The organism is Vibrio sp. 10N.286.48.C11, assembly GCF_041469805.1.
GTDB lineage: Bacteria > Pseudomonadota > Gammaproteobacteria > Enterobacterales > Vibrionaceae > Vibrio > Vibrio crassostreae_C.
On sequence record NZ_JBFRLK010000024.1, the window covers coordinates 1 to 26,029 of the forward strand.

Annotated in this window: 23 protein-coding genes and 1 tRNA gene; 14 read left to right on the top strand and 10 right to left on the bottom strand. The window is 44.2% G+C overall.

The genetic code is table 11. The features are described from left to right. Positions 1–66 precede the first annotated feature (66 nt). Complete coding sequence (gene motY / locus AB4209_RS08085) at positions 67–948, bottom strand: flagellar protein MotY (RefSeq protein ID WP_372055484.1); 882 nt, start codon at positions 946–948, stop codon at positions 67–69. 188 nt (positions 949–1,136) lie between these two features. Between motY and rnt the strand changes: the two genes are divergently transcribed. Continuing rightward, entirely contained in the window at positions 1,137–1,781 is a 645-nt protein-coding gene (gene rnt, locus AB4209_RS08090; RefSeq protein WP_017061178.1) for a ribonuclease T, read from the top strand. Positions 1,782–1,846: 65 nt separating this feature from the next. Continuing rightward, a complete protein-coding gene (locus tag AB4209_RS08095; RefSeq protein ID WP_029235135.1) occupies positions 1,847–3,172 on the top strand; it encodes a Na+/H+ antiporter family protein in 1,326 nt (441 codons plus the stop codon). A gap of 191 nt (positions 3,173–3,363) precedes the next feature. Here AB4209_RS08095 and AB4209_RS08100 read toward each other — a convergent pair whose 3' ends face one another. Then, the gene (locus AB4209_RS08100) at positions 3,364–3,993 is read right to left on the bottom strand and encodes a DsbA family protein (protein WP_017061180.1); all 630 of its coding nucleotides are present in this window, start codon (positions 3,991–3,993) and stop codon (positions 3,364–3,366) included. A gap of 98 nt (positions 3,994–4,091) precedes the next feature. After that, on the bottom strand, positions 4,092–4,430 hold the full coding sequence (locus tag AB4209_RS08105) for a Grx4 family monothiol glutaredoxin (RefSeq protein WP_004741702.1): 339 nt from the start codon (positions 4,428–4,430) through the stop codon (positions 4,092–4,094). A gap of 269 nt (positions 4,431–4,699) precedes the next feature. Between AB4209_RS08105 and sodB the strand changes: the two genes are divergently transcribed. The 3 genes from sodB to AB4209_RS08120 all read left to right on the top strand — a co-directional run bounded on the left by sodB (position 4,700) and on the right by AB4209_RS08120 (position 6,997). Further along, positions 4,700–5,284: a superoxide dismutase [Fe] gene (sodB, locus tag AB4209_RS08110; protein WP_004734050.1), complete on the top strand. Its 585-nt coding sequence runs from the start codon at positions 4,700–4,702 to the stop codon at positions 5,282–5,284. 247 nt (positions 5,285–5,531) lie between these two features. Then, positions 5,532–6,035 (top strand): VC2046/SO_2500 family protein, encoded by a 504-nt coding sequence (locus AB4209_RS08115; protein ID WP_276605597.1) that lies wholly within the window; start codon positions 5,532–5,534, stop codon positions 6,033–6,035. 278 nt (positions 6,036–6,313) lie between these two features. Beyond that, on the top strand, positions 6,314–6,997 hold the full coding sequence (locus AB4209_RS08120; protein WP_017061182.1) for an SDR family oxidoreductase: 684 nt from the start codon (positions 6,314–6,316) through the stop codon (positions 6,995–6,997). 186 nt (positions 6,998–7,183) lie between these two features. Here the strand turns inward: AB4209_RS08120 and adhE are convergent, their stop codons facing one another. Beyond that, positions 7,184–9,889, bottom strand: coding sequence for a bifunctional acetaldehyde-CoA/alcohol dehydrogenase (gene adhE / locus AB4209_RS08125; RefSeq protein ID WP_017061183.1), 2,706 nt, complete (start codon positions 9,887–9,889; stop codon positions 7,184–7,186). 638 nt (positions 9,890–10,527) lie between these two features. Between adhE and AB4209_RS08130 the strand changes: the two genes are divergently transcribed. Both AB4209_RS08130 and AB4209_RS08135 read left to right on the top strand, forming a co-directional pair. Further along, a complete protein-coding gene (locus AB4209_RS08130) occupies positions 10,528–11,166 on the top strand; it encodes a YchE family NAAT transporter (RefSeq protein ID WP_017061184.1) in 639 nt (212 codons plus the stop codon). A gap of 149 nt (positions 11,167–11,315) precedes the next feature. Beyond that, entirely contained in the window at positions 11,316–12,158 is an 843-nt protein-coding gene (locus tag AB4209_RS08135; RefSeq protein WP_029235134.1) for an ion transporter, read from the top strand. 145 nt (positions 12,159–12,303) lie between these two features. Here the strand turns inward: AB4209_RS08135 and asd are convergent, their stop codons facing one another. Continuing rightward, on the bottom strand, positions 12,304–13,422 hold the full coding sequence (gene asd, locus AB4209_RS08140; protein WP_017061186.1) for an aspartate-semialdehyde dehydrogenase: 1,119 nt from the start codon (positions 13,420–13,422) through the stop codon (positions 12,304–12,306). A gap of 500 nt (positions 13,423–13,922) precedes the next feature. Here asd and nhaC point away from each other — a divergent pair, with 500 nt between their 5' ends. Further along, entirely contained in the window at positions 13,923–15,359 is a 1,437-nt protein-coding gene (gene nhaC, locus AB4209_RS08145) for a Na+/H+ antiporter NhaC (RefSeq protein WP_017063453.1), read from the top strand. A 102-nt stretch (positions 15,360–15,461) separates the two neighbouring features. On the opposite strand, the gene AB4209_RS08150 is transcribed toward nhaC, so the two are convergent. From AB4209_RS08150 to yejK, 3 genes are all read right to left on the bottom strand, one after another. After that, on the bottom strand, positions 15,462–16,640 hold the full coding sequence (locus AB4209_RS08150; protein WP_102394516.1) for a chemotaxis protein: 1,179 nt from the start codon (positions 16,638–16,640) through the stop codon (positions 15,462–15,464). Positions 16,641–16,716: 76 nt separating this feature from the next. Beyond that, entirely contained in the window at positions 16,717–18,120 is a 1,404-nt protein-coding gene (locus tag AB4209_RS08155; protein WP_102398080.1) for an Hpt domain-containing protein, read from the bottom strand. A gap of 105 nt (positions 18,121–18,225) precedes the next feature. Further along, complete coding sequence (gene yejK, locus AB4209_RS08160) at positions 18,226–19,230, bottom strand: nucleoid-associated protein YejK (RefSeq protein WP_017061190.1); 1,005 nt, start codon at positions 19,228–19,230, stop codon at positions 18,226–18,228. An 84-nt stretch (positions 19,231–19,314) separates the two neighbouring features. Here yejK and AB4209_RS08165 point away from each other — a divergent pair, with 84 nt between their 5' ends. From AB4209_RS08165 to AB4209_RS08185, 5 genes are all read left to right on the top strand, one after another. Next, a complete protein-coding gene (locus AB4209_RS08165) occupies positions 19,315–19,542 on the top strand; it encodes a YejL family protein (RefSeq protein ID WP_004734063.1) in 228 nt (75 codons plus the stop codon). Between the two features lie 28 nt (positions 19,543–19,570). Beyond that, complete coding sequence (locus AB4209_RS08170; RefSeq protein WP_017065981.1) at positions 19,571–21,379, top strand: DUF3413 domain-containing protein; 1,809 nt, start codon at positions 19,571–19,573, stop codon at positions 21,377–21,379. A 138-nt stretch (positions 21,380–21,517) separates the two neighbouring features. Then, a tRNA-Ser gene (locus AB4209_RS08175) sits at positions 21,518–21,608 on the top strand. A gap of 339 nt (positions 21,609–21,947) precedes the next feature. Continuing rightward, positions 21,948–22,280 (top strand): hypothetical protein, encoded by a 333-nt coding sequence (locus AB4209_RS08180; RefSeq protein WP_372055487.1) that lies wholly within the window; start codon positions 21,948–21,950, stop codon positions 22,278–22,280. 28 nt (positions 22,281–22,308) lie between these two features. Continuing rightward, a protein-coding gene (locus AB4209_RS08185; protein WP_372055489.1) for an IS3 family transposase occupies positions 22,309–23,459 on the top strand; the annotation gives its coding sequence in 2 pieces (ribosomal slippage) (positions 22,309–22,552 and positions 22,552–23,459; 1,152 coding nt in all). A 13-nt stretch (positions 23,460–23,472) separates the two neighbouring features. On the opposite strand, the gene AB4209_RS08190 is transcribed toward AB4209_RS08185, so the two are convergent. Both AB4209_RS08190 and AB4209_RS08195 read right to left on the bottom strand, forming a co-directional pair. Then, entirely contained in the window at positions 23,473–24,303 is an 831-nt protein-coding gene (locus AB4209_RS08190; RefSeq protein WP_372055490.1) for a glutathione S-transferase C-terminal domain-containing protein, read from the bottom strand. Between the two features lie 89 nt (positions 24,304–24,392). Beyond that, on the bottom strand, positions 24,393–24,845 hold the full coding sequence (locus AB4209_RS08195; RefSeq protein ID WP_017037256.1) for a DoxX family protein: 453 nt from the start codon (positions 24,843–24,845) through the stop codon (positions 24,393–24,395). 144 nt (positions 24,846–24,989) lie between these two features. Here AB4209_RS08195 and AB4209_RS08200 point away from each other — a divergent pair, with 144 nt between their 5' ends. Further along, on the top strand, positions 24,990–25,901 hold the full coding sequence (locus AB4209_RS08200; RefSeq protein WP_102320037.1) for a LysR family transcriptional regulator: 912 nt from the start codon (positions 24,990–24,992) through the stop codon (positions 25,899–25,901). Positions 25,902–26,029: the final 128 nt, after the last annotated feature.

Sequence of the window (26,029 nt, forward strand, 5' to 3'; positions counted from 1 at the left end):
GGCGCACCATAAAAAAGCCCGTCATCAAGACGGGCTTTGTCATTTCAAAACAAGCTGTTGTTTAGCTTAAACCTGTGTGCGACCTAAAGAGATCACAACACGTCGGTTCTTATCTTTACCAATTGGCGAGTTATTGTCCGCAATCGGACGACGCTTGCCATAGCCTTGCACTTGGATACGATCTTCTGGCAGGCCTAGAGATTTGAAGTACTCTCTTAACGATTCTGCTCTGCGCTCTGAAAGGTTTTGGCTAATCCCTTTGCTGTCGACAGAGTCGGTGTACGTTGCCACCAGCACAAGGTCGATGTCTTGGTTATAGCGAACGTAATCGGCAATCTGGCTCAGCCTTTTGCGCGACGACTTGTTCAGCTGGTCGCTGTTGCGGTCGTAATGCAAAATAGTGAAAGAGATATCTTCAAAGCTGTAAGGCAGCAGGTTAGCAACACAGTCACTGAACACATTGTATTTTTCTTGGAACAACACCGACGACAACGACACTTCGATACGTTGATCTCGGCTCTGCCACTCTTGGTAGCTGAATGTCGGATAACGCCCTTTCTCCAACTCACTCAAGATGCCCCAAGCTGTTTGACCGCCGACATAGCCGTCAAATTGCTGGAAGAACTTAATGGTTGTCATACGATCAGCACTTTCACCCGGACGCCAAGGTGGCGGCATAGAGATCAAGCTTACATTGCGCGTCGCACCCATTAGACGGCGCATTTTAAGCTCAAAGTCCAAAATGATTTTTTTACTCGCGCGAGATGAGAACTCAGCATCACCAAAGTTTGGAATTGGGTGGACCAAGCGACATTCAAGTGGCGTGTTGGCTACCATCTCCCATGTCGACTGTTGAGGAGATGCTCCGTAACGCTTTTCTTGTGCCATGACCGATGACGACACAAGTAGCGAAAATAGCATTGAACCTGTTATGAGTTGTTTCTTCATAAAGTGGAGTATCTCTTAAGCAATTCGTTTAACAATGCAGCCAATTGCCGCATTTTTCTCTCACGTTTAAATATGCAATTATCAAGCCGTAATGGGTTGGGTAATTTAAGATTTATTGCCCTTCCCTAGTTTTTATCACTGCTATTATCTGCAATAATGCAGCCTTAATCACACTTATTTGGGCTAACATGACTGTAGAAAACGAAGCTCTGACCCTAAAAAAACGCTTTCGCGGCTATTTTCCAGTGGTCATCGACGTGGAAACCGCAGGGTTTAACGCTGAAACCGATGCATTATTAGAAATCTGTGCCATTACATTAAAAATGGATGAGAACGGAGATCTGCACCCTGCATCAACGCTTCATTTTCACATTGAGCCTTTTGAAGGCGCAAATATAGAGCAGGCAGCATTAGACTTTAACGGAATTAAAGACCCATTTAGCCCATTACGTGGTGCTGTGTCGGAACAAGAAGCCCTTAAAGAAATCTACAAGCTAGTGAGAAAAGAACAAAAAGCTTCAGATTGCAGTCGCGCAATCATGGTTGCTCACAACGCTACATTCGATTTGAACTTCGTTAATGCGGCAAGTGAGCGCTGTAAGCTTAAACGCGTCCCTTTCCATCCATTTGCTACTTTTGACACTGCAGCTCTTAGTGGTCTTGCCTACGGTCAAACCGTTTTGGCTAAAGCTTGCCGCACTGCAGGGATGGAATTTGACAACAAAGAAGCACACTCTGCTTTGTATGATACGCAAAAAACCACAGAGTTATTTTGCGGCATTGTAAACAAATGGAAAGCCCTTGGTGGTTGGCCTCTTGTTGACGAAGAATAAAAAATAGAGTCGGTAAACGTTTTTTCGTATTGCCTTCATAAAAAACACAACATCCCGAGAATAATATGAATCCTGTTGTAATTTCAGTTTGCATCATGCTTGTTTTAGCTTTGATGCGCGTAAACGTCGTCGTTGCTCTGACGTTCAGTGCAATTATCGGTGGCGTAGCCTCTGGTATGAGCTTGAACGACGCAGTCGCGGCTTTCGAAAGTGGATTAGGCGGCGGTGCAACGATTGCACTTAGCTACGCTATGCTTGGTACATTCGCTGTTGCTATCTCACGTTCTGGTATCACAGATCTCCTTGCTCAAAGTGTTATCAAACGCATTCACGGCAAAGAGAACAGTGCGGCATCGACTGGTCTTAAATACGGCATGCTTGCGTCGTTGATCTTAGTGACCATGTCTTCGCAAAACGTGATTCCAGTACATATCGCCTTCATCCCAATCTTAATCCCACCTCTACTAGGCGTATTCGCAAAAATGAACCTAGACCGCCGTCTAGTTGCGTGTGTACTTACTTTTGGTCTGATTACACCTTACATGGTGCTACCGATTGGTTTTGGTGGCATCTTCCTAAACAACATCCTGCTTAAAAACCTTCACGACAATGGTCTTGAAAACGTTGTAGCAAGCCAAGTACCTATGGCAATGTTGTTACCAGCAGCAGGCATGATCTTCGGTCTTCTTACTGCAGTATTCTTTACTTACCGTAAGCCTCGCCAATACAAAGAAACCTCTCACACGGTTGTTTCAACAGAAGTGAAAGAGATCAACAAGAAGCACATCCTAGTTGCAGCAGCTGGTATCGTCGCAGCGCTAACAGTGCAACTGTCGACGGGTTCTATGATCATCGGTGCTCTAGCGGGTTTCATGGTATTTACCTTCGGTGGCGTTATTGCTTGGAAAGAGACACAAGATGTCTTCACCAAGGGCGTTCACATGATGGCAATGATCGGTTTCATCATGATTGCAGCGGCAGGTTTCGCGGCAGTTATGAAGCAAACAGGTGGCGTTGAATCTCTGGTTGAAGCACTTTCAACAAGCATCGGCGACAATAAGCCTCTAGCAGCACTACTTATGCTAATTGTTGGTCTATTGGTTACTATGGGCATTGGTTCTTCGTTCTCTACGATTCCAATCCTTGCAACGATCTACGTTCCACTAGCAGCAGCATTTGGCTTCTCGCCAATGGCAACAATCGCTCTAGTAGGTACAGCTGCAGCACTGGGTGATGCGGGCTCCCCGGCTTCTGACTCAACATTAGGTCCAACGTCTGGTCTAAATGCTGATGGTCAACACGAGCACGTATGGGAAACCGTAGTACCGACGTTCCTGCACTACAACATCCCACTGATCGTATTCGGTTGGATTGCAGCCATGGTTCTGTAATTAGGTTCTGTAGTTAAACAGTCCTACGCTCACTTTTATAAAGACCGCCTCGTGCGGTCTTTTTTGTCTCTGAGATTCATTCTACTCTTCCTTCCGTTCACTCTCATTGAACTAGCGACACCAAACAAAAAAGGCTTACTCTGATGAGTAAGCCTTAGAAATCATTGCGAATACAGATGACTCTCGCTGAATTACGCAGCGGGAGCATTACTCACTAAAATTTCGCGAATAGACTTAAGCGTCGCTTCCGTTGAATGATAATCCAATTCAACTTCACTAAAGATGCCGTTCACTTCAAGCATTAAGGTCGGGTAAGAAAATACACCCATCGCTTCTTTAAAGCCTAGCTGGTCATCTAACTCACTTTCCAATAACTTGCTAGAAAGGTCATTTTCAAACTGTTGAACATTCATACCTAGCTCTTCAGCCAACTGCAAATGTGTGTCTTGGCTATGTGGCAACATCGCACGAAGGTAGTAAGCATGTTGAATCGCTTCAAGCATCGCTTCGTAGTGGTCTTGAAAACCTGCAGCAATCACGGCACGGCACGCAGGGTAAGTACTGCGAACAGGTTGGCACTCTGTCCAAAAATCATGGTTAAACTCAGTACCCAACTTAGCTTCGATCTGCTTCCAAATCGCTTGCAGCTTGCCTTTCATCTCTTCTGACATTGGCTCATCAGAATCCGGGGCCAAACCACCCACTACATAGTTAAACTCAATGCTCGCAGGCAATTGTTGTTTCAATAACTCAAGTGTTGGCTTGTAACCCCAACACCAGCTGCACATTGGATCATGCACATAATGAAGTTTTACGTTCATTGTTCATTCCTTATCGAGTCAATGATTCGATCAATTCAAACAAAAAAGGAGCCTGATTAAGGCCCCTCATTTTAACTATTCAGCGCAAAGGCTAGAACTTATTCAGCGTCATCGCCAGCAACTTTAGCCGCTGCTTCTTTGATGATTGGCTGAAGTTCGCCTTTTTGGAACATCTCAAGAATGATGTCACAACCACCGATTAGCTCACCTTCAACCCAAAGTTGTGGGAAAGTTGGCCACTGTGCGTAAGCAGGAAGCTCTGCACGGATATCAGGGTTTTGTAGGATATCTACGTAAGCAAATTTTTCGCCACATGCCATTAGAGCTTGAGACGCTTGAGAAGAGAAACCACAGCTAGGTAGCTTAGGAGAACCTTTCATGTACAGTAGAATAGTGTTTTCTTCAATTTGCTGTTTGATTTTATCGATAGTTTCCATTGCTTCCTCGTTAATGGATTACGGCTTTTATTGCCTTTATTCTACCCCAAACTAAAAGAATAAAAACCATATAAAAAAAGCGGTTAACAAGCTAAGCTAACAATTCACACAAAAGTAATGAAATAAGCTTTTAATAAAGTAAAAACTTGCTAAACTATATCGCAAGTCAGCAAATTGACCATGGTTGGCAGTATAGCGAGCCATGAATAATAATATCACTGGAAGCAATCGAAAGAGTTAACTCTTTCATATCAATGGAGAATTGAGCAATGGCATTTGAACTACCGGCTCTTCCTTACGCGAAAGACGCGCTAGAACCACACATCTCAGCAGAAACGCTAGATTTCCACCACGGTAAGCACCACAACACTTACGTTGTTAAGCTAAACGGCCTTATCCCAGGTACTGAGTTTGAAGGCAAAACACTAGAAGAGATCGTTAAGACTTCTACTGGTGGTGTTTTCAATAACGCTGCTCAAATCTGGAACCACACGTTCTACTGGCACTGTCTTGCTCCTAAAGCGGGCGGCGAACCAACTGGCGCTGTTGCAGAAGCTATCAACGCTGCATTCGGTTCTTTCGAAGAATTCAAAGCGAAATTCACTGATTCAGCAATCAACAACTTCGGTTCTTCTTGGACTTGGTTAGTTAAGAAAGCTGACGGTTCTCTAGACATCGTTAACACTTCTAACGCTGCTACTCCTCTAACAGAAGAAGGTGTTACTCCACTTCTAACTGTTGACCTATGGGAACACGCTTACTACATCGATTTCCGCAATGTTCGCCCTGACTACATGGCTGCATTCTGGAACCTAGTAAACTGGTCTTTCGTAGAAGAGAACCTAGCTAAGTAATTATTGCTTACGCTGCGCTATTTATAGCGAGTTATCTATTGAAAGCTCATGCCTCGGCGTGAGCTTTTTTGTATCTGTCGTGTTCCACAAAATCTAAACATTTCGTAATAAACCCGCCAATAGCGCTTATTTCTCGAACTATTGATAGCCTTCTTCCCAACCCTACATAAATTCTCTATTTGCCTGTAATTAAACACTAAAGTTTGCCGACTCCATGCCGTTAAAGGTGTATCCAATGAGAGGCGACATGCAAATACATACTTTAGACAAACCAGGAATCATCAACGAACTGAAGTTCGGCATCGGGATCAGCCAAGCGGTTGAGCAAGGTCGCCGTGCAGATTTCGCGTTGCTGTTATCTATGTTTTCTAATGATGTCCGTGATTGCACGCCAATTGACACCATTGAAATCACAGAGACAAATGAAGATCGCCTGCGCAAACAATTTGGCATAGCAGAACCTCAACAACTGCGTTCAAACCAGTCTTCATATGAGATTTCAGCTCAGCAATCTAATCATTTTCATCAAGCTAGCCTTGCCAGCGCCAAGCTCAGCCATTACTTGAAACCTGAAGCGCTTGCCTTCATGCCTGAAGATACAGCCGACTTACCCGAAGAGGTTTACCAAAACCTTTCTGGTCATGACCGACGCAAACTCGCAAACAAGCATTTACCTGATTTGCCACATGCCACGCTCTACAATGAGCTAACCACCGCGCAACGTCAGTATCAAATTCAAGCTCAAGTATAGCGGTCGCCTACCTTTCCCTTTTTCGCTGTCTATCCATAGCTCTTCTTCGACTAACTCGCACACTTCAAAGTATTCACACGAATGATATGAACCACTAGCCTTAGGCAACCTAAAAACACCTGATGTCGGTTACCGCTTGAAGTTACTACAAAATGTGACGTGCCACTAACTTCATAAAAACTTATTAATTGGCACACCTTAGTTTGAACCAATTCACACCCGTTGTATAAATTTTAACCCATCCTTATCCGACATGGACGATTTGTTTAGGTACTGGGATGGAAATAAAAAGCTCAATCATATTGGTGACATCTGCCGGCTCGCGACTGGGGGGGGCGATTGCGAACCACTTTGTTAACCTTGGAGCCACCGTCATCCTTTGTGATAAAGACACGGAAGCACTTAAAGCGACGTATCTACAGTGTGCCCGGTTTTCTGACTCTGTTTACCACTACACGCTCAAAGGCAATGACAGCCAAGCGATTCTCAGCGTATATGATTTTATTCAAACCACCTTCAACACGACACCCGATGTGCTGGTCAATAACTGGATAAGCTCCCCAATGCCTAGCCTAATTGGCGATCAGCCTGTGAGCAGCTTTATTAATGATCTCTCATCGATGGCATCGACCCTGTTCGCATTTGGGCAAATCAGTGCTGAGAGATTGCGAGAGGAAGATAAGGAAGGCGTGATTGTGAATGTGATATCTCATGATGACTTTCACGATGTGTCTGGCTTAGAGAGCGCAAACTCAATGATCACTGGCTTTACCCATAGTTGGGCGAAAGAGCTGACTCCCTTTGGCATTCGAGTCGGTGGCGTTGTTCCCGCCGTTCATAACTCCGATGGCAAGCTCAACCGATGTCACTGGGCGCAGCTGCAAGACGAGCTGACCAGAACAACCGAATACATTGTCTCGAATGACTACTTCAGTGGGCGAGTTGTCGCGGCAGAGGTTTAACTCCCTATTCCAATTGAACATGACTGGCTCAGCTCATATTAAGTAGCAGAGCTATTGCCTCTCAATCCGTTTTACAAACGAACCAAACATAAAAAAAGCCCCAGTCTCTCGACTGGGGCTTTCATCTTTTCCCGATAGATAAGTATCGTGCTAGCGAAAACTTATCTCAAAACTAATGCTTACTTATTATGCGTTAGCTTTTTCTTTTTTAGCTTTTGGCGCTTTCGCTTCAGCTGGCTTTTGGTCTGCTTTCTTAAGGATAACTGTAGTACCTTCGAAAGTTTCGCCTTCAACGTATGGTTGGCCGAAGTAAGAAGTTGTTAGAACTTCTTTTAGCTCAGTGATTAGAGGGTAACGTGGGTTAGCACCTGTACACTGGTCATCGAACGCTTCAACAGCTAGCTCGTCTAGTTTAGCGATGAAGTCAGACTCGTTAACACCCGCAGCTTGGATAGATAGTGGGATATCTAGGTCAACTTTAAGCTCTTCTAACCAAGTCAGTAGACGTTCAATCTTCTGAGCTGTACGGTCACCAGCTTGGCTTAGGCCTAGGTGGTCAGCAACTTCAGCGTAACGACGACGTGCTTGTGGACGGTCGTACTGAGAGAATGCAGTCTGCTTAGTTGGGTTATCGTTCGCGTTGTAACGTACAACGTTTGAGATAAGTAGTGCGTTAGCAAGACCGTGTGGTAGGTGGAACTCAGCACCAATTTTGTGAGCCATTGAGTGACACACACCTAGGAATGCGTTCGCAAATGCTACACCAGCGATAGTTGCTGCGTTGTGTACTTTCTCACGAGCTATTGGGTCAGCCGCACCATTTTTGTAGCTTGATGGTAGGTATTCTTTAAGCATCTTAAGAGCTTGAAGAGCTTGACCGTCTGAGTACTCGTTCGCTAGAACAGATACGTAAGCTTCAAGAGCGTGAGTTACTGCATCGTAACCACCGAACGCTGTTAGAGACTTAGGCATGTTCATTACTAGGTTCGCATCAACGATAGCCATGTTTGGCGTGATTTCGTAATCAGCTAGTGGGTATTTAGCACCAGTCTTGTCGTCAGTAACAACAGCGAATGGAGTAACCTCTGAACCTGTACCTGAAGTTGTAGTGATACATACAAGCTCAGCTTTTTGACCCATTTTAGGGAACTTGTAGATACGTTTACGGATGTCCATAAAGCGCATTGCTAGTTCTTCGAAGTGAGTTTCTGGGTGCTCGTACATAACCCACATGATCTTAGCAGCATCCATTGGAGAACCGCCACCTAGAGCAAGGATTACGTCAGGTTGGAAGCTCTTCATTGCTTCAGCGCCTTTCTCAACAACAGATAGCGTTGGATCCGCTTCTACGTCGAAGAAAGTTTGAACTTCGATGCCTTGTGCTTTAAGCAAGCTAACTACGTCATCTGCGTAACCGTTGTTGAATAGGAAACGGTCAGTTACTAGGAATGCGCGTTTCTTACCTTCTAGGTCGCTCATTGCGATTGGAAGGCTACCACGACGGAAGTAGATAGACTTAGGTAGTTTGTGCCACAACATGTTTTCAGCTCGCTTCGCTACAGTTTTCTTGTTGATAAGGTGCTTAGGACCTACGTTCTCAGAGATAGAGTTACCACCCCATGAACCACAACCTAGAGTTAGAGAAGGTGCAACGTTGAAGTTGTACAGGTCACCGATACCACCGTGAGTAGTCGGGATGTTGATTAGGATACGAGCAGTCTTCATCTTGTCACCGAAGTAACGGATGCGGTCTGCGTTAGTATCTTGGTTAGTGTAAAGACCAGATGTGTGACCGATACCACCGATTTCAACCATAGTTACCGCTTGAGCAACTGCGTCTTCGAAGTCATCTGCGCGGAATAGACCTAGAGTTGGAGATAGTTTCTCGTGAGCGAATTCGTCATCGTAAGAAACTTTACCAAGACCTTCACCTACAAGTACTTTTGTATCAGCAGGAACTTTAACACCAGCCATTTCAGCGATTGCTGGAGCAGGTTGACCTACGATTTTAGCGTTTAGGTTGCCGTCGATAAGCAGAACTTTACGTACTTTATCAGCGTCAGCTTTAGATAGAACGTGAGCTTTGTGAGAAGCGAAACGCTCTTTAACTTCGTCATATACTTCGCTAACTACGATTGCAGCTTGCTCAGAAGCACATACTACGCCGTTATCGAAAGTCTTAGACATAAGGATAGATGCTACAGCACGTTTGATGTCAGCTGTTTCATCGATAACGACAGGAACGTTACCAGCACCAACACCGATAGCAGGCTTACCTGAAGAGTATGCTGCTTTAACCATGCCTGGACCACCAGTAGCAAGGATAAGTGCGATACCGTCGTGCTTCATAAGCGCGTTAGAAAGCTCTACAGATGGTTGGTCGATCCAACCGATGATGTCTCTTGGAGCACCAGCTGCAACAGCTGCGTCTAGAACTAGTTTCGCTGCGTCGTTAGTTGAGTTCTTTGCACGTGGGTGTGGCGAGAAGATGATGCCGTTACGTGTCTTAAGAGAAATTAGAGATTTGAAGATTGCTGTAGAAGTTGGGTTCGTTGTTGGAACGATACCACAGATGATACCTACAGGCTCAGCGATAGTCATTGTGCCTAGGTTGTCATCTTCTTCTAAGATGCCACATGTTTTTTCGTCTTTGTATTTGTTGTAGATAAATTCAGATGCAAAGTGGTTTTTGATAACCTTATCTTCAACAATACCCATTCCAGATTCAGCAACTGCTTGTTGAGCAAGTGGAATACGAGCGTGGTTAGCAGCAAGAGAAGCTGCGCGGAAGATTGCGTCTACTTTCTCTTGAGAGAATGTTGCAAACTCTTCTTGTGCTGCTTTAACGCGAGCTACTAGAGCATCAAGTTCCGCTAAGTTAGTTACAGGCATGGTGGATCTCCTAAAATAATAAATATTAAAAACTTTTTATTAAATTCGCTGCTTGCCGTTAACCTTAAACACCAGCGTTCTTAGTAAATTGCTTTCAGGGCTGAGTATATTATTTCACTGTGTGAAAAAAATTGACCCAGATCAGTTACCCAAAAAGAATTAACCAGAAAGTAGTAAGGCAATCGCAAAAATGAACTTAAGAGCATGATTTATATAGATTAAACTCACACTTTTCGTTCGCGCAAAAAACAAGCAAACAGACAACTTTTTTCTACATAGCGTAATAAACTGTAAAAAAGTTTCATTTTTAGTCCGTTAAATTACATGTATACAGCTATATTCGTGCTACTGAGAGTATATCCATAGCGTTGTACGGGCTAGATTCTGACATAATTTTTATTAATTTCGTGCGTCGGTTAACAGTTACTCAATAATAAATTACAAAATGAAACACTACCAGCTAGCTTGCAACAGGCTTAAAACAAAAGTGAGATTCAATTAGTTTTTCTAAAAAGAATCACCCATTTCAAGTTAGTTTTTTTCATTCGCGTAAATTGAGTTTGTCCCTTACATTACGCGCCTAAACTATTCACAGATCAACCCTTCAACCTTAAGTACGCTAACTGGAGATCGCTCTCATGCAAGGCTTAGAACTCGCAATTTTTATGCAATTCTTCCTTGGGCTTGTTGCTGCCGTAAACCCAATCGGCATCATGCCTGTTTTTGTTTCTCTTACTGCTCATATGCCGCCAGAAGAGAGGAATAGGACAGCCTTACAAGCAAATATTGCTGTTGCCGTGATCTTGATTATGTCACTTGTTGCAGGGCAAATGCTTCTTGATATGTTTAGCATCTCGTTGGATTCATTCCGCGTTGCTGGTGGCTTACTGTTATTGAGCATCGCATTTTCGATGATGAGCGGTAAGCTCGGTGAAGATAAGCAGAACAAACAAGAGAAGTCTGAATACATCAGCAAAGAGCAGATCGGCGTTGTTCCACTTGCTATGCCGCTAATGGCAGGCCCAGGTGCAATCAGCTCGACCATTGTTTATGGTTCTCGCTATCCTGCTGCTATTGATACGGTCGGCATCGGCATTAGCATCATCGCATTCGCAACGTGCTCTTGGCTTTTGTTCCGTTCAGCGCCGGTTATCGTTCGCTTTTTAGGTCAAACGGGTATCAACGTGATCACTCGTATCATGGGTCTGATTCTTGGCGCATTGGGCATCGAGTTCATCGCCAATGGCCTACGTAATCTGTTCCCAGGCTTGGCATAACGTTTAACAACATTTCGGTTGCTCTATAAAGGGCAACAATATTGAAATATAGATGAGGCGAGTAAAGCAATTGGGCTTTCACTCGCCTCGTTATTATGAAGCTTGTATAATGACTGTTAATGCATTTAACAGAAGACGAACCTCTCCTTATGTCACGCAAGCCACTCAAGCATCATTTGTACGTCATTATCTTTGGTACTCACACGCCAGCCGGACGTGCATTTGATATAACTCTGATCGTTGCAATCTTGGCTTCGCTGTTGGTTCTGATCTTAGAATCCATCCCTAATGTGATGACCGAATGGTCACAACAGCTGCGTTATATCGAATACACCTTCACTGCACTCTTCACTCTTGAGTATTTGTTAAGGCTCTATTGCTCCCCAAAGCCAAAATCTTACGCCACCAGTTTTTATGGTGTCGTTGACCTATTGGCGATTCTTCCGACCTACCTAGCAATCATCTTCCCAGGCGCTTCATTTATGGGTGTGGTGAGACTGCTGCGTGTGATGCGTATCTTCCGAATTCTAAAGCTGGTTCGCTACCTGCAAGATTCCAATATTCTGTTGCGCTCACTATTAATGGCACGACGAAAGATACTGATCTTCTTTAGCACCGTCGGCATCTTGGTGGTTATCTTTGGCGCCTTGATCTTTGTTATTGAAGGTCCTGACAATGGCTTCACCAGTATTCCTCACAGTATCTATTGGGCCATCGTGACTATCACTACGGTAGGTTATGGTGACATGGTGCCGCAGACCGCGCTTGGTAAAGCCATAGCATCACTGACCATGCTATTGGGTTACTCTATCTTAGCAGTGCCAACCGGGATCATTACTGCAGAACTCAGTAATGAGATGAACTCGCACAAAGAGTTGGTTAAGTGCCCGAACTGTAACCGAGCGGGTCATGATTCAGACGCCATGTATTGCAAGCACTGTGCTAGCGAATTAGCGGATCCAGACAAGCGTGTCGTCACCGACGAGAAATAAAAGCAGATTCGAGTAGCGAGATGCGAAGAGATTTAAGGGCAGTTTCGAGGGCCGAATAACGAGGTAGCAATAAACTAAAAAGGGTTGACGTTTGTCGTCAACCCTTTCGGTTTATCAGCTAATAGAATTTAAGCAATCTTGCCTATTACGATTTCTCAGCAAGGATAATGCGTAGAGTACGACGTAGTGGTTCTGCAGCACCCCAAAGTAGTTGGTCACCAACCGTGAAGGCGTTTAGGAAGTCGTTACCCATCGACATCTTACGCAGACGACCGACAGGTACAGACATTGTGCCTGTTACTTTCGCTGGTGTTAGCTCCTGTGCCGTGATGTCGCGGTCATTAGGAATCACTTTAACCCAATCATTGTGCGTTGCGATGATCTCTTCGATCTCGTCCATTGGCACGTCTTGCTTAAGCTTGATCGTTAGTGCTTGAGCGTGACAACGCATTGCACCGATTCGTACACAAGTACCATCAATTGGGATTGGCTGACCATCTAGACCAAGAATCTTGTTCGCTTCAACACCGGCTTTCCACTCTTCTTTACTCTGACCGTTTTCACGCTTCACATCGATCCAAGGAATCAGTGAGCCTGCAAGCGGAGCACCAAATTGGTCTGTTGGGAATGAAGATGAACGAATCGTATCAGCCACTTTCTTATCGATATCAAGAATTGAGCTTGAAGGGTTTGCTAACTCAGAACTTACGCTGTCGTTGATCACACCCATTTGTGAGATCAGCTCACGCATGTTCTTAGCACCCGCACCAGAAGCTGCTTGGTAAGTCATGGCACTCATCCACTCAACCATGCCTTTCTCGTACAGACCACCTAGAGCCATAAGCATTAAGCTCACAGTACAGTTACCGCCAACGAACGTGTTGGTGCCGCTGTGAATGCCTTGCTGGATTTGAGCCAAGTTAACAGGATCAAGAGTGATGATTGAATCAGCATCCATACGCAGAGTAGATGCTGCATCAATCCAGTAACCTTTCCAACCTGCTTGACGCAGTGCTGGGTATACTTTTGATGTGTAATCGCCGCCTTGACAGGTAATCACAGCATCAAGCTGTTTTAGGCTATCAATATCAAAAGCGTCTTGAAGTAGACCCGCATCTTTACCACCTAAAACAGGGGCAGGAATACCAATCTGAGATGTGCTGTAATAAACAGGCTCAATCAAGTCGAAGTCTTTCTCTTCAACCATACGTTGCATCAGTACAGAACCAACCATACCGCGCCAACCAACTAGACCTACTCTCATCGCTCACTCTCCATGTATAAATTAAAAATTGCTCTCCCCCATCTATAAGTTTTTCAGAAACAGAACTCAAGTGCTTTTTGTCAAAAAGTGTAACTTTTTCGTTTCTTTTAAGTGAACGTAATGAATCGTGCAGTTATCTCTGTATCGACATTCCATCTCCACCTCATTGATTAAGCGTCCATTATCGTCAAATTCAAACATTTACATCGCCAAAGTCGATTCAATCGACGCTCATCACAAACAGTAAATCCCTCTTTTAAACCAAGGTTAATCAGAGTTTTATTTTACAAAACGAAAACAACGTGCGACAGATTTCAACATGTAACAATCATGAATGTAACAAAAATTTAGATTATGAAACCACAATTGATTGAGTTAACAGTCAAATATCACAACTTGGGCGTATTTTTTCGATATAATAAACTAATTACTGTAGTGTCCGTTTTGCACCACACACTATAACGAAGCACTATAAATGCTCGAAATCACAAGAGGCTTTTATGAAGCAGAGTAAAACTCGCCTACCGAACCTATTGCAGGTATTCATCGCGTTAGGACTATTTCTATCCCTTGCTTTTTCCTTTACTGCAAAGCTTGACCTTCCAATTCAACTTGCCTTGTATATTGGCTGGTTCATTATCATGGTTCTTGGTATTCGTCTTGGACACCAATACAAAGACTTAGAAAAAGCAGCACTCAAAGGAATATCCAATGGCTTAGGCGCGGTTTTAATACTTTTAGCCGTTGGCGCTCTTGTTGGTACTTGGATCTCAGGCGGGATCGTACCTACTATCATTTACTATGGTCTGAAAGCTATCCACCCTTCTATCTTCCTTTTAGCGACCATGATCATCTGTTCTCTAACTGCATTGGCGACCGGTACTTCTTGGGGTGCTGCGGGTACAGCAGGTATCGCGATGATGGGTATCGGCCAAGGCCTAGGTGTTCCAGCACCGATTACTGCAGGTGCCGTGCTGTCAGGCTGTTACTTCGGTGACAAGATGTCTCCTCTTTCTGATTCAGTGATTCTGGCTTCTTCAATGTCTGGTGTTGAAGTGGTTGAACACATCAAGGGCATGCTTCCAGTTGCGTTAATCAGCTACGTGATTACAGGCATCATGTTTACTGCGTTTGGTTTCCACTACGCGGGCAACGTTGACATGAGCCAAGTAGACTCTGTAATCAAAGCAATGGAAGTTCAGTTCTACATCACGCCTTACTCATTCGTTCCGGTACTTATCGTGCTTGGTCTGTTGGCTTTCCGTATGCCTTCATTCCCGGTCATCAGTTTTGGTTCTCTGCTGGGTATTATCTGGGCAGTCATGATCCAAGATATCGACTTCCTAACGGCATTCAACACTGCTTGGGCACCGTTCTCAATCTCATCTGGCGTAGAGTTTATTGATTCGATTCTTAACCGTGGCGGCATGTCTTCAATGCTAGGTTCAGTTGCGGTTATCGTATTTGGTCTAGGTTTCGGTGGCTTACTGGATAAAGTGGGCGTACTAGAGACAATCGCTAAGGTGTTTGAGCGCCGCGTAAACAGCGCAGGCTCACTAGCGACGAGCACAATTGGTACGGCCTTCATGGGTAACGTGTTCGGTTCTGCAATGTACGTATCGTTAATCCTTACGCCAAAAATCTGTGCGAAAAACTACGACCGTTTAGGCTACAAGCGTAAGAACCTATCTCGTAATGCTGAGTTTGGTGGCACGCTAACGTCGGGTATGGTTCCCTGGAGTGATAACGGTATCTACATGGCGAGTATTCTTGGTGTTGCGACGCTGTCTTACGCACCGTTCATGTGGTTAAGCTTCATCTGTATCATCGTGACTATCGTGACATCTTACATGGGTTGGTTCGTTGATAAGTGTGAACCAACAGCACCAGCGTTTGAAGCTGAAGAAGCGACCGAGTTAAGCAAGCAACAAGCTTAAGTTCAGGAGCTAACGCTTTCGAACGTAACTCAAAACGTTAATGGAAATGCAAAAAGAGCGCCCTAGAGCGCTCTTTTTTGATCTGCTGATTTACTTATTTATCTATTTATTGGCGGTTCGTTTACCCAACCAGTAACCGATGCCTAACGGTGCAAAGAACACTACTAAGATAAACAGGATGAAGTAGATAATCACACCTTTGATTAACTCCATTAGCTTATCAATCGCCAGTACCACCACCTCTTGAGAGACGCGATCAAGGTCTTGCGTGAACAGTTCTCTTTCTGAAGTCACAATGCCCGCAATCTCGATGCGCTCTTTCGCAATCATCTCTACTAGAGCTTCTCTCTCACGTGTCACCATTTTTTCTAATGCCACACGTTCATCACTCAGCATCGCTAATTTTTGGTCGGTTTTATCACTGAGGTCGTTGAGCAATGGTTGCATTTCTGTCGACATAATAGAAGCCAGTGTTTGCATGTACTCCGGATTGTTCTCAATGAAGTCTTGCATGCTTGCTGATGTTTGACGAAGGCTTTCCAGCGTCATCGATAGGTCTTCACCCGTTAGCGAGCTATTCAATGCAACCAGCTCCGCCTTCCACGACATCAGTTTCGGTGTCTGGTCAGCCATAAGGCTTAAACGATCAGATGCGTCACTCATGGCTTCTGGCATGGTGCCTAAGCTCTGAACGATTTGCGATTCGTCTTTACCAAGGTAACTTAGCCATTCACGGTAAGCTGGTGTGCTTCTGAATGTGAGGTCTTTAAATGGGTGGCTAGCAGCAAACTGAGCAACGAACGCTTTGCTTTTTTTGAAATCACTGGAGTTCAATACACCCTTTGCCAATTTATCTGCTTCTTGGTCAAGAAAACGAGCAGCCTCTACCGCATCATCCGTCGCGAATAGGTCCGCGCCATCGCCTTGGCTATAAAACTGATTCATTTGGGCAGTGAAAACCCACGAGTCAATTAACGCAGACATTGGGGAAGTTTGGTAAGCCGCTTGTTGTAATCCCTGCTCTGCATGGATCTTCCAAAGCAACACATAAGATTGATGTAAAGTGTCATCAGCAGGATAAAATTGCGCGATTAAATCAGCCGAGTCTTCTACTCGTGTAAAAAACATCTTGGCGTATTCACGCGTCATGAGCCGAGCATTTAACTCTTGTTGAGTGAGAGGCGTCGTTTGACTATCTAACTTAACTTCTAAGAGAGAACAACCACTTAGCACAATGCTAAGCACCAACACCATCCAACTTCGACTCGAAACTCGTAACATATAAACCTCTGACAAAGACTAAGGGCGCTGATTGTATGAGCGCTTCGTCAGAGTATTGTCAAAAATCCTGTAAAAGTTAACGCTGACTGTCTAAATATTCATGAGCAGAATCCACAGAGGCTTTTATAGCCTGCTCTAGTTCAGCTAAATCATGTTCACTGATCGCTCTGGACTGCTTCATTGTCATTTCAATGGTTGCGGCAATGATGGCTAACCGAGACGCTTTAATACTGCCAGCCACGCCTTTTAAGCTATGTACAATGCGAGCCGCGGAGGTTTCATCTTTGGTCAACAAAGACTTAAACTTCTCGTAGTCACCTGCGTGGTCTTGTACAAACACACCAAGCAAGAGTTCGACAGACTCAGCATCACCATCGAGCGTTTCTAACATGTCTTCGATATCAATCGCAGGCTTTGAATCTGTGACACTGGCAACGTGTTTCTCTACTACTGGCGCCTGTTCAGGGACTTGCTGAATAGAGTATTGCGGTACAACGGGTTGGCTTGTAACGTTAACGCTCTGCGGAGGTTGAGAGTCGGAAGACTGGCGCGTTGGCCTGTTCTCGGATACATAAGCGTCACTATCTGCTTGTTTCACTGCTGAGGAAACAACATCGCTATAAGAAGCGTCTTCCTTACTTGAATTAATTTCTAGTTCAGAGCTGAGTTCTTGGTCTGCTTCTTTCATCGTTTTTGTGGACCTAACGCCCCAAAACACTATCCCGCTCATCGCCACCAAGCTTAAGCCTAGCATCACCAACAATAGGTTGAATTGACGATCATGGAACTCAGCTTCGAGTTTTATGATCTGTTCATTTACTGAGTTTTTCTTAATCTTATCAACCAAATAGTTAAGCTGAGCGTAATCACTCAACAATGCTGACGCATCAGCCAGTAGTTGTTGGAGTGCATCTTGTTCTTCGTTTTCTAAGGAATAAGATTTTTCTAGAATGGAATCAAAGGCGCGATAAGTCGCTGACGAACTTTGATTTTCAGAATACATGGCTTCAAATACCACAACACCGAATTCGTTGAGGAGCGGTTTTAGCTGAGGGGAAAGCTCTTTATCAGCACGCAAGATCTTAATGTTATCAACGATGTCTTGAACTTGGCTTTCTATTGGAATGAACTCATCGAACTTTTCTAGGAACTGATCAGCTACGTACAACAGTTGGTTGACATCAGGACGAAACAAGGCGTGTTGGAAATCAGATTCAATCTGCAGTCGGATCGAATAAACCAACTGAGCATCGAGTGCGAGATCATTGATACGAGAAACTCGAAGCGGTTCTGAGAAATAAAGCGATTGCCTCAATTCGTTGACTCGAATACCGAGCTCTTCGATTTGAGCTAGAGAATTGGTGTAGGAACGGCTTAGATTAAGAAGAGCCAATGAAGGAAGTAACCACAGAGCCAAGAGCACAACCAAAAAGGTGGCTGGTTTTTTAAAGCGTTTGGGCTTTGCTACTGATTGTTCCATCTATATTCCTTGTGCGTGTTAACTTGAAGCCATGACCGTAGCTAAAAGATTAAGCACAAAATAAGCGACAACGTCCTGCTGCCGCTTTTATCCGTTAACTTCGGACTATGACTTATTGCGAGTCAGTTGGTCACGTAAGTTCGGTGGAGTGCCTTTAATCGTTAGCGTGTCTGTCTCCGGATCGTAAAAGATACGTTCGCCTAGAAGCAGACTATCAAAACTAACATTCAAACCGCCACCAGCACCAACAAATTTTGTTAGTTTACGCATAGTTGCGCGATCGGCTGGGAAGCTGTCTTCTAACTCGTAGCCTTGCTCACTAGTATAGTCAAAGAAGCTTGTGCCATCTGTGCTTGCTGGCAACTCACCGGAAAGTTCACGAACTTGTACTTCATCGCCCGCTTTAAGCTGCTCGTTACAGTAATCCGCAACCTGCTTTTTGTAGCTGATCGCTTCTTCTTTCTCTAATTTAGAGTCTGAAACGAAGTCTTCTACCGCTTGCATCAGTACTTGGTTCTGCTGTTTCGCATCCAAACCAACTTCAGCTTGTAAGAAATCTAAGAAGAAATCCGCGACTTTACGGCCAACACGTCCTTTAATGTAAGTTAAGTAACGGTTTGACTCTTTATCAGTCTCATAAGTTGAAAGGTCTAGACGAGCCGCGATATCCATTTTTGAGATATCAAGGTAGTCAGTCGCACTAATATCAAGCCCTTCAGTTACCTTTAGGCTTTGGTTTGAAGGCAATAAACCAATGAAAAGATAATCTGTTGCAAGTGACTGATATTCAGCCATTACCAAGATACCTTCGTCAGCGAATGGGTACTTTGATAGTTCGTCTTTTAGACGTTGCGCACTCTTTTGAGAAAAATCGTAAAAGTTTGTCTCACCAGCACGAAGTTGATGCAACCACTGCTGGAATTCGCTGTCAGATTTGAAAGAACCAAACCCTTTGCCTGCTTTTGAATTAAAAACACGGTGAAGTTCAGCAACTAGGCTTTCAGATGAAGCATCGTTTTCTAGAGATTCAGCACGATAGTTAACAATCAGCTCATCCTGATCGTTCTTGCTCAGCTGGTGTAAAATTACGTTGGAAAGGTGAAGGCTCATAGTGAAAATATTACCGTTCAGGTTTCAGTTGTCGTGCATAGTAGGTTATCATAAGCCGCTTTTACTATCATTATTAGAGTCCTTATGCCGATTATATCTAAATACACAGATGATCAAGTTGAAAAAATCCTAGCTGAAGTAGGTGCTGTACTAACTAAGCACAAAGCTTCGCCAGAACTTTCACTGATGATCGCTGGAAATATCGCAACCAATGTCTTAAATCAGAATGTTGCTGCTTCACAACGCAAAGGAATTGCTGAAAAATTTGCCGAGGCTTTAATTTCTTCTCTTGAAGATAAAAAGTCTCACTAAATTTGATTGACGGATAAAAGAATTATAAATGGTAGACAGCGCAAACTCATATAGCGATCGTGTATCTCGACTGGTTGGTTGGGGTCACTGGTTTGCATTTTTCAACATCATTGCTGCGATGTTGATTGGTACTCGTTATATTACTCAATCTGCTTGGCCAGAAACCTTGCTAGGCCAATTCTATTTGGCTGCATCGTGGGTTGGTCATTTTGGCTTTTTAGTGTTCGCGCTCTATCTATTAGTGCTGTTCCCGCTCACTTTTATTCTTCCGTCGAGGAAGTTATTACGTTTGGTTGCCGTTATCTTCGCGACCATAGGTTTAACTGTCCTACTGATTGATACCCAAACGTATCAAAATATAAACCTCCACCTGACGCCTGTCGTGTGGGAGGTTTTATTCAGTGGAGAGGAATCTGCATTCACGTCTGATTTGCAGCACCTCTTCATTGTTATGCCGCTTATCTTCTTGCTGCAACTCGGTCTATCTGAGTGGGTTTGGCGTAAGCAGCGTAAACTGTCTCATAAACACATTGGCCGTCCGATTACTGCCGTCTTCTTCTTGTGTTTCATCAGCAGCCACTTGACCTACATGTGGGCTGATGCGTACTTCTATAACCCAATTACTAGCCAGAAAGCGAACTTCCCACTGTCTTACCCAATGACAGCGAAAAGCTTTATGGAAAAACATGGCCTATTAGACCGTGAAGAGTACCTTGAGCGTTTAGAAGCGAACAAAGAGAATGTAAACCTAGTTAGCTACCCGCTAGAAAAAATTCAATACAACCGCCGCAGTGATGATCTTAATATCCTGATGGTGAGTGTGAACAACCTTCGCTCTGACGCTCTTAATGCGACAGCGATGCCAAACAGCTATGCCTACGCACAACAGTCGATCAACTTCACCAACCACTACAGTTCAAGTAACGATATGTTTGGTATTTTTGGCTTGTTCTACGGCCTACCGAGCAGCTACGCAAGCAGCATTGAAGCTCAGGGGTCAAGCGCAGTATTGCTCGATGTTTTAGAGAATCACGATTACAAGTTCGCTGCTTTCAGTGGCGACAACTTTAGTGATGCACTGTACTCGGATATCATCTTCCGAGGCCGTGATGTGATGCCAGAGCAAGCAACTTATGATGACCAGAGTGCCATAAAAGCTTGGTCTAACTGGATTCAATCACCGCAAGCTAAACGCCCTTGGTTTAACTTTATTGAATTAACCACACTGGATAACTTCGCCAGCTACGATTCAAGTTCAGAGTCGGACTCTACGCTAACGACAGCAGAGCGTTTTGCAGCAGACTATCAAAAGTCGGCGACAGCGGCCGATGCTCAGCTAGCAACTATCTACGCTGAACTGGAACGCTTAGAGCTTGCCGATAACACGGTGGTTATCATTACCTCTAACCACGGTACTGAGTTTAACGAAACCAAAACCAACAGCTGGGGTGCAAACTCCAACTACAGTCGTTATCAGTTACAAGTACCACTGTTTATCAGCTGGCCTGGCAAGTCTGCTTCTGAATACACCCACCGTTCTAGTCATCTAGACGTGTCAGTAACACTGATGCAAGAGCTATTGGGTGTATCTTCGAACCCAACAGATTTCAGTAGTGGTCGCAGCCTGTTTAATGAACGTAACAGAAAGTGGATTCTCGCGGGCGACTCTCGTGAACTTGCTCTTGTTACTGACCAGCAAACAACGGTGTTGGATAAATTTGGTAACTACAAATTGTACGACCAAAATTACAAGCGCCTGAAAAACGTAAGCCCTCGCTTACCTGTGTTGATGCAAGGCCTGACAGAGCTACAGCGTTTCTACACAAAAAATGACTAAATAATCAGCAAACAGCAAAGGGAAGCCAATGGCTTCCCTTTTTTATTGCCGTGAATGATTAGAAAACAAGCAACAAAACAAAATTATGAAAATTAAGGGTTTACAAGATCCTCCACCCCTTATATTATTCACGCCACTGGAGGGATGGCTGAGTGGTCGAAAGCACCGGTCTTGAAAACCGGCAACCGTTAATAGCGGTTCTAGGGTTCAAATCCCTATCCCTCCACCACTTTAAAGAAAGCCGCTGAGAAATCAGCGGCTTTTTTCATATCTGAAGGGTGCTAAGTTAAACCGTAAGGATTGACTGAGACAATGTACCTATTCAAAACCGCCAGCCACAACTACTACACCCGTATTTGCCTACCAAAAAATTATCGTGATCTTGGGTTCCCTTTTGACTTAAAAGTTTCACTATTAACCAAGAATCTTCGAGTTGCCTCATTACGCAATCTAAGCGTTGCCATTGAGCTAAAACAACTTATTGACAGCATTACAGCTCAGACTCACCCAGCAGACTTCAATATTGCTGCAAATGAGTGTATCAATGAGCTGAGAAGCCATTTTAACGATGATGAAGCGGCATGCTCTACCAAACCCATACCAATACGCAATACTTCCACAGCACGGCAACCCGTACCTTTATTTATCTCAACAAGCAACATCACTCGTATCGTTGAAAGATGCATTGGCAAAGTTTATCGACTCCAAAAAGCTCCAATCAATCCGACCACTTACCATACACCAGCTAGAATCACGTGTTAGCCACTTTATCCAATTTGTGCCAGTAGATAGAGTTGCCGATGTAACAACGGCTCATGCCTTACTGTACCGTGATGCGTTGTTGAAAAAAGGTCGAAGCCCCAAAACTGATCCGCACCATAAGTTTTGGACACTGAGTTAAGTGAGTACAATCACTAACGAGGTGAACAATGACAACTAAGAAAACACGAATCAAACATGCTCCTGAATTTAAAGCCGAAGCACTTAAGTTAGCAGAGAAAGTCGGTGTCGCTGCTGCCGCACGACAGCTATCGTTGTATGAATCTCAAATTTATGGGTGGCGTAAAGCCGTCAAAAAAGATGCGAAAATCAGCGATAGAGAAAGGGAGCTCGCCACTGAAAATGCCAAACTCAAACGGTTATTGGCTGAGCAAGCTGAAGAGCTAGATATCGTAAAAAAGGCCGCCACCTACTTCGCGAAAAATCTAAAGTAGATTGCTATGAGTTTATGCTCGAACACCTGATGCAATATAGGATTGTCCGTATGGCTAAGGTGTTTGAGGTTTCTCGAAGTGGGTTTTATTATTGGATTGATAATCGCCATAAAGTCACTCAACGCAACGAGCACCGAAAGCAGCTTGATATCAAAGTTCGAGAAGTCTTTGATGATAAAAAGGAACGCGACGGAGCAAGGCGTATTCAAAAAGAACTAGAGGCAAATGGTAATAAGCACGATGTAAAAACCATTGCCGCGAGCATGAAGCGCCAGAGCTTAGTCGCGAAGGCCGCCCGTAAGTTCAAATGTACGACAGACAGCAAGCATAGGCTTCCTGTTGCCCCGAACTTGCTTGAGCAAGATTTTAATGCAACAGCACCGAACCAAAAATGGGCTGGAGATATTACCTATCTAGCGACAAGCGAAGGTTGGATGTATTTAGCGGTTGTTATCGACTTGTACTCACGGCAAGTCGTTGGTTGGTCAATGAGCACCAGAATGACCGCGACTCTGGTCTGTGATGCGCTATCAATGGCATTGTTCCGTAGAGGCATGCCCGAAGGGGTGATTATCCATAGTGATAGAGGTAGTCAATATTGTTCAAAAGGCTACAGATACTTAATCTCAGCCCATAATTTAAAACAAAGTATGAGTAGGAAGGGAAATTGCTGGGATAACGCCTGTGTTGAAAGCTTTTTCCATTCAATGAAAGTAGAAGCCGTCCAATACGAGCCGATAATGACGCGAGAAGAGATGCGCCAAGCACTTTTTGAATATATCGAAGTTGATTATAATCGAACAAGAAGGCACAGTGCTCTTGGGTATCTAAGCCCAGTTAACTTTGAAAAACAATATGTCGCTTAATGCGGTGTCCAGTCTAACTGGAGCAGATCAGTAATAAGCGGTCCAAATACGCTGACAACGCAGGGTAGTCAGAGATGGCTTTGATGTTAGTTTTAAATAGGCCATGGTAGGCCACATCAAATCGGATCAAGGTAACGAATAACCGAATGTCGCTTTCGGTTAGTTGGTTGCCAACGGCAAAATCGTTATTCGCAAAATGTGTTTCCAGTTCTTCTAAGCGAGCGAAAATATCAACCATGGCTTCGTCGTAAGCTTTCTGGCTTGAAGCGAATCCTGCGCGATACACGCCATTGTTTAAGCTGTCGTAGATACTGGCATTAAACTCTTCAATTTGTGATTGCAACTCAGTCGGGTACAAATTGATGTTTGAATTATGAATCGGTCTTAAGTCTTCGTTCAAAATATGAAGAATATCAGCAGACTCGTTGTTGATGATTTTGTTATCACCACAATCCCAAAGTACAGGCACAGTCGCTCGACCAGTGTATTGGTCATCAGTCATCGTATAAAGATGGTGAGCGTATTCCACTCCCTCAATGCCACTCTCTGTAGAGCCTACCGTTGAATCAGATTCACCCCCAAATTGCCAACCGAAATCTGTTAGTACTGGGTCTAAGATTTTTACGTCAATTACATCTTCTAAGTTAAACAACGAGCGAGCAATTAATGTGCGTGTTGCCCAAGGACAAATGTAAGCAGCATAGAGTCGCAAACCTTTATCGACTGCTGACTGTGCATCGTCAATGCGATTTGTGAATGCGCTGCTTTGGCGGATGAAGCGGCCTTCACTGTCTTTCTCTTGAACGGGATCCCACTTGCGTTCCCACTTACCATTTACCAACATAATCTTTCCTTATTTCGAAGAGCCCCTTGCGAGCGTACGCCATGGGCGTCTGTTGTTTGTCTAATTTGTTTCGAGTCCAATAGCTTTTATTAAGCGGTTTTGGTTGCACCAAGTAAGCGGTTATCAATGGCAAACTTTCCGCCACCTTGAATGGCTAGCGCTAAAGTGGCAGCGAATAACGCCAAAGCAAACTCGTAACCGTTATTGCTGATAAATAAGCCATGGCTGATGTGAACGCTGAAGATTGCCACTAACATGGCAAATGCATTGACCAGTGCTGCTGGGCGAGTCAAAAGGCCAAATATCAAGGCTAAACCTCCGAAGAATTCTGCACTGCCAGCCATCAATGCCATTAGGTAACCGGGTGCTAGCCCAATGCTTGCCATCCATTGGCCAGTACCTTCAAGTCCATAGCCACCAAACCAGCCAAACAGCTTTTGCGCACCATGTGCAGCCAAAATGATTCCTACCGGAACTCTCAGTACTAGTGCCGCAAAGCCAGCATTGGATTGAATTACTTTGTTAAAAATGTGCTTGTTCATGGTATTTCCCTCAGAGTTGATTTATTCAAGTAAGTCTTAACTTGGGAATAAGATTAATCTTTCTCCTTTAGATGATAAATGGCATTATCATTGAATGATTTCCAATGTATTGTTGGTAATTGACTTATTAAAAGGATTTGTTTAATGGATAGGATTGACACCATGAAGGCGTTTCTCACGGTCTCTAGAGAAGGCAGTTTTACCAAGGCAGCAGAGAAACTGGGAACGTCAAATCAGTTGGTCAGTAAGTACGTATCTCATTTGGAGGAACAACTCGGGGTACGCCTGCTTAACCGCACGACGAGAAAAGTACACCTTACAGAAGCGGGCGAGCGATGTGTGCAACACGTTCAGCACATTTTGGAAAGTATTCAAGACATGGAAGGGAGCATGGGGCAGTTAAAGAATGAGGCGCAAGGTTTACTGCGTATCAGTGCTCCTGTGACTTTTGCTACCAAGCATCTCGCTTCACTTATTCGGGATTTTAAGCAGCTCAATCCGGCTGTGGGTATCGATTTGCAACTCAACGATCGGAAAGTCGATGTGGTTGAGGAGGGCTTTGATTTAGCGTTACGGATCGGGCAATTAAAAAGCTCATCCTTAATTGCAAAGCGTGTTGCTCCGGTTCGGTTGGTTATGTGTGCTTCCCCAGACTATCTTGAACGGCATGGAACGCCAGAGCATCCGGAACAGCTTATTCCAGAGCATCTGTTAAGCTACAGCTACATGGATTACAGTCAATCCGAGTCCCCACTTATGAATGCGCTGAAGCGCTCGTCAAAAGAGGAGAGTTCCGGTATATCCTGCAACAACGGCGATATCCTCGTTGAGTCCGCTATAGCGGGAGAGGGTTATGTTTTTCAACCCACTTTTATCGTGTCTGACGCAGTAAAGAAGGGCCAACTTAACGTTATTCTAAAAGAGTTTGAGCCAGAACCCATGGCGCTATATGCGGTGTATCCGCACCGTAAGCTGATTGCGACTAAGTTGAGTGTTTTTATTGAGTTTCTCAGTGACTATTATGGTGATTTACCGTATTGGGATGATGTTTTTTAAGACTTGAACGGCTCCTGTAGTGGCTAAGTGAACTTGCCCACGTAGTTAGAGGTTTGCAATACCTGAGTTAATCCTTTAAATGCTAATTTAGCAGAATCACTGACTCATAAATGTCCGTGCGACCTGAA